This is a genomic window from Lysinibacillus macroides, from assembly GCF_001281525.1.
GTDB classification, from domain to species: Bacteria; Bacillota; Bacilli; order Bacillales_A; family Planococcaceae; genus Lysinibacillus; species Lysinibacillus macroides.
On record NZ_LGCI01000011.1, the window covers coordinates 1,895 to 6,657 of the forward strand.

Below are 4,763 nucleotides of genomic sequence, written 5' to 3' on the forward strand. Positions count from 1 at the left end.
TTTTAGCATGGCTAAAATCAAAACGCCCTCAAGTTCCACCAAAAAGCAAACTAGGTGAAGCAATTAACTATAGTTTAAACCAATGGCCTAAACTTATTACCTTTATGAAAGATGGGCGTCTTGAAATTGATAATAATAGAGCGGAGCGTTCTATTAAACCATTCGTTATGGGGAGAAAATCGTGGCTGTTTTCCCAATCTATGAGAGGTGCAACTGCCAGTGCCATTATCTATAGCATTGTAGAAACTGCCAAAGAGAACCGGTTAAATCCCATGAGCTACTTAAACTATCTTTTTGAACAATTACCACAAATAGATCTAGATGATCAGGAAGCACTTGATCAGTTCCTTCCGTGGTCAAAAACCATTCCAAAGGAATGCCGTATTCCTGATAAAGTTAAGTAAAGAATACACCAATGCCCACCTGAAAAACTAGGTGGGCATTATTTTACGCTTACTTTTAAAAGTTAAAGATATACATCAAGGATTTATAGAAAATTCATACTCCAAATTCGAATCTGATCACACAAACATACTAATTAACCACATTAATTTACCTGAGGGAATGAAACAAAAGAGAGACACAGCGTGGGCAATTATCAAAAACTTAGTGAATGATGAACCTTCAATTTATAAGAAAAAAGAACGTGGGCAGCTAATAAATGAACTTGTAAATAATAAAGTATGTACAAAAATGACTGCTTATAAATATTTGAGAAAGTACTGGCAGAGAGGAAAAACTATGAATAGTTTGCTTCCGGATTATAGTAACTCTGGAGGTAAGGGAAGAAATAAAAAAAGTGGTACTTTGAAAAGGGGAAAACCTAGAACCACTAACAGTGTAGGAATAAATGTAACCGATGAAACAAGGGAAATATTTCGTAAATCGATTAAAAGGTACTATTTTACAAGCAAGAGAAACTCATTGTCATTCGCATATAAAATGATGATAAAGGAGTTCTATGCAGATGAAGTTCGTTACGAAAACGGAACAAAATATATAGTAATACAGGATGAAAATAAAATTCCTTCATTAAGACAATTTAGATATTGGCACAACAAAGAATTTGGTATTGAACAAAAAATAGTAAGTCGAGAAGGTGAGAAAAAATTTGAACGAGATCATCGAGCAATATTAGGATCTTCAACTTATGAAGTCATGGGGCCAGGATCACGATATCAAATAGATGCGACTATTGGTAATGTGTATCTGGTATCTAGTTTTAATTCTGATTATATTGTAGGTAAACCAATTATATATTTTGTGGTGGACGTATATACACATATGATTACAGGAATGTATATCGGATTTGAAGGTCCTTCTTGGGCAGGAATGATGATGGCAATAGCAAATGCAGCATCAGATAAAAAGGAATATTGCAGTAGATATGGTATAGAAATTTCAAATGAAATGTGGCCATCTGCGCATCTTCCTGAAATTATTCTAGGGGATAGAGGTGAGTTGGAGGGATATAACGTGAATAGTTTAATTGAAGGGTTGGATTTGGTAGTGGAGAATAATCCTGCTTTTCGACCAGATTGGAAGGGAATTGTGGAAAAATTGTTCGATACTTCACAAAGTAAAATAAAGCCGTTCTTACCAGGTTACATACAGAGTGATTTTAGGGAACGTGGGGCTAGTGATTATCGTTTAGAAGCTAAGTTAACTATAGATCAATATACAAAAATTCTAATCAATTTTGTTTTATTTTATAACAAAAATCACTATATGAAGGATTATCTAAGAGATGAGCAGATGATACGGGAAAATGTAAAACCGACTCCTCTTAAACTCTGGAATTGGGGCATTAAAAATAGAGCAGGTAAGCTAAGGAAGGAACATCCTAATACTATAAAGTTTTACTTATTGCCACGAGATACAGCTACAGTAACCTCAAAGGGAATAAAGTTTAAAAATAGGTTATTTAGCTGTGAAACAGCTATAAAGGAATCTTGGTTTGTACAAGCTAGAACAAAGAAAAGTTGGACAGTTGATATTTCATACGATCCTCGAAACATGGACATTATTTATCTGCACATTAATGATAAATCACTTTTTGAAAGTTGCTTCCTTTTAGATCATCAGGAGAGATACAAAAATAAAGTACTTGAAGAAATTGAACAATTATTAATGATTGAACAAAACACATATAAAATTGAAAGTCATAGTTTGTTACAAGAAGAAATTAATTTTTATTCTAAAATTGAAGGAATAGTGGATGAGGCAATTAAGACACCAAATCAAGATGAAAATAATAAAATCACTAAAACGGAAAAAATAAAAAATATTAGAGAAAATCGGGAAGTTGAAAAAAGTTTACGAAGAGAGTATGAGGCATTTCAAATAGGTGTAACTGAGATTGATAATGATAAAAACATTATTTCTTTTGCACCTTCTGAGCAGAAAGATGAAAAAACTGAAACATCTACGATAATGGAATTATTTAAAAAGCAAAGAAGGAAGAAGAAGGAATGAAAAATGGGAAGACAATTGAATTAGAGAGTGGTATTGAAGTTCTATTGGCAGAGTATCGTGAACAAGAAATAATTGATTATAAAGGGAATCCCCTTATTGAAGCGTTACCTCCGATACTCTCTAAAGAAGAAGCGTTTGATCAACTTAGCTTTATACCTATGTTTCATAATAGTGAAAGAAATTTATCAAGTCATCATCGTTACCATGCTTTACTAAGATTATCAAGATTTTATCAGCCTATAAATCAAACCTTAAATCTAGAACAGCGTTTTTCAGGTTTCATTAGGTATGGATATGTTAATCGAAATCCATTACATAAAAAACATGTTCAAGCATTACTTGATTTACACAACAAGCTTGTTAATAAAGAGGAAATTGGATTACCGCCAGATATACGTTCTTCTGCTTCAAGTTTCACTTTAATGGGATATCCAGGAATAGGTAAAACATCTGCGATAGAAAGGGTACTATCTCTTTATCCGCAAGTAATATTGCATCAAAATCCAATCAATTTGATTCAAATTGTATGGTTAAAATTGGATTGTCCACATGATGGATCATTAAAAACTCTTTGTATGGACTTTTTCAAAAAAGTTGATTCGTTGACAGGTACTAATTATTTTGAAAAGTATGGTAAGCCATCAAATTCAGTTAGTTCAATGGTAACTCGTATGGGGCAAGTCGCTCGTTTACACTCAATAGGCGCTCTAATCATTGATGAGGTTCAGCACTCGTTATCTGCATCAGGTGCTGCATCAGAAATGATGATGAATTTTTTTGTAACGCTAGTGAATGAAATAGGAGTACCAGTAATGTTTATTGGAACCATGAAAGCCAAGGCATTATTACAAAAGGATTTCAGACAAGCACGTAGAAGCAGTGGCCAAGGCGACATGGTATGGCAGCAAATGAAACAAGATGATGATTGGGAAGTATTAATCACAAGTATGTGGGATTATCAGTGGACGAATGAATATACGGAACTGACAGAAGAATTATTAAACACGATTTACGAAGAGAGCCAAGGAATTGTGGATGTTGCTGTTAAGTTGTATTTACTCGCACAAGCGAGGGCAATCAATTCTGGCCTTGAAAAAATAACCCCTAAACTTATACAAAAGGTAGTGAAAGAAGATTTGAAACTTCTTCAACCTATGTTGGAGGCTCTTAAATCCGGAAATCAAAGCGACATTGCAAAATACGAAGATATTGTTCCAATGGATATTGAAGATTATATTCTAAATAGATTGCCAGTATTAGACCTTAAGGCCAGGGTTCAGGCGAAAAAAGAAAAGATGGCACAAGATCGTACAAATAAAGAACTTCCAATACTAGAAAAATTAATCCTATCCTTAATTAATTTAGATGTTTCAGAAAAAATTGCTGAAAACGCTGCTAAATATGCACTGAAAAATTCACCTGAGTCAACAATTCCACAACTAATGACTCTATCACTCCAATACATTGAGGGAAAGAAAGAAAAGAAAAATGAAGCGAAAGGCAATATTTCAGTAAATAAACTTCAATCAATAGTTGATATAGGAAAGAAGAATAAACGCTCTGCTTATGAGGCATTATGTGAAGAAGGATATATTAAAAATCCTTTAGATGACTTAATAATGTAAGGGTGTGTAAATAAAATAGATGTTAGCATTTTTTCCTTCAATTTATAAAGATGAACTATTATATAGTGTGTTGGCTAGATACCATAAACGTTCAGGGAATTTAAGTAATAAACATTCAACTTTAGATTTGTTTGGAAAAAAGAAAGCATATATTATTCCTGATTTACCTACTGATTTAGAGATATTATTAGAAAAAGTGAGAGTATAAAATATTTTGTGTAAATAGAAAATTCCATAGAAAAAGGAAGACCCTTTCTTGGTAGAATTAAGTCACCACAACCAATCCTAGAAAAGAGGTCTTCCCTATGAATCAGTTTACAACAGAAATTGTCGATGCACTAGTCAAAAAACAAGATATTACCGAGGTTTTTCGTTCGCACTTGGAAATGGCGATCAACTCGCTACTGGCGACAGAGCTGACGGAATTTTTGGATTACGAAAAATACGATCGTATCGGGTTCAACTCAGGCAATTCTCGCAATGGGTCTTATTCGCGTACACTTCACACGGAGTACGGCGATTTAACGCTTCAAATCCCGCGGGATCGCAACGGTGAGTTTAAACAACAGACAGTGGTACCATATAAGCGCTCGAACGATACGCTGGAAGAAACGGTCATTCACTTGTTCAAAAAAGGCATTACGATGGCGGAAATTGCGCAAT

General features: G+C 34.0%; 5 protein-coding genes. All 5 read left to right on the forward strand.

Annotation, left to right across the window (positions count from 1 at the left end):
• The coding region (locus tag ADM90_RS20325) for an IS66 family transposase (RefSeq protein ID WP_152928064.1) at nucleotides 1–404 on the forward strand (404 nt) is incomplete at its 5' end.
• Nucleotides 405–435: 31 nt separating this feature from the next.
• Entirely contained in the window at nucleotides 436–2,475 is a 2,040-nt protein-coding gene (locus ADM90_RS20330; RefSeq protein ID WP_083448643.1) for a Mu transposase C-terminal domain-containing protein, read from the forward strand.
• A complete protein-coding gene (locus tag ADM90_RS20335; RefSeq protein ID WP_036079781.1) occupies nucleotides 2,472–4,100 on the forward strand; it encodes an ATP-binding protein in 1,629 nt (542 codons plus the stop codon). The genes ADM90_RS20330 and ADM90_RS20335 overlap by 4 nt, the downstream gene beginning before the upstream one ends.
• A gap of 19 nt (nucleotides 4,101–4,119) precedes the next feature.
• The gene (locus ADM90_RS20340; protein ID WP_053996743.1) at nucleotides 4,120–4,308 is read left to right on the forward strand and encodes a TniQ family protein; all 189 of its coding nucleotides are present in this window, start codon (nucleotides 4,120–4,122) and stop codon (nucleotides 4,306–4,308) included.
• A gap of 97 nt (nucleotides 4,309–4,405) precedes the next feature.
• Nucleotides 4,406–4,763: transposase (locus ADM90_RS20345; protein WP_200908507.1), on the forward strand; the 358-nt coding region annotated here is incomplete at its 3' end.

Bases quoted from the DNA above. Each gene is read 5' to 3' on its own strand.
- ADM90_RS20335 (WP_036079781.1), top strand. From the start codon at position 2,472: ATGAAAAATGGGAAGACAATTGAATTAGAGAGTGGTATTGAAGTTCTA.
- ADM90_RS20340 (WP_053996743.1), top strand. From the start codon at position 4,120: ATGTTAGCATTTTTTCCTTCAATTTATAAAGATGAACTATTATATAGT.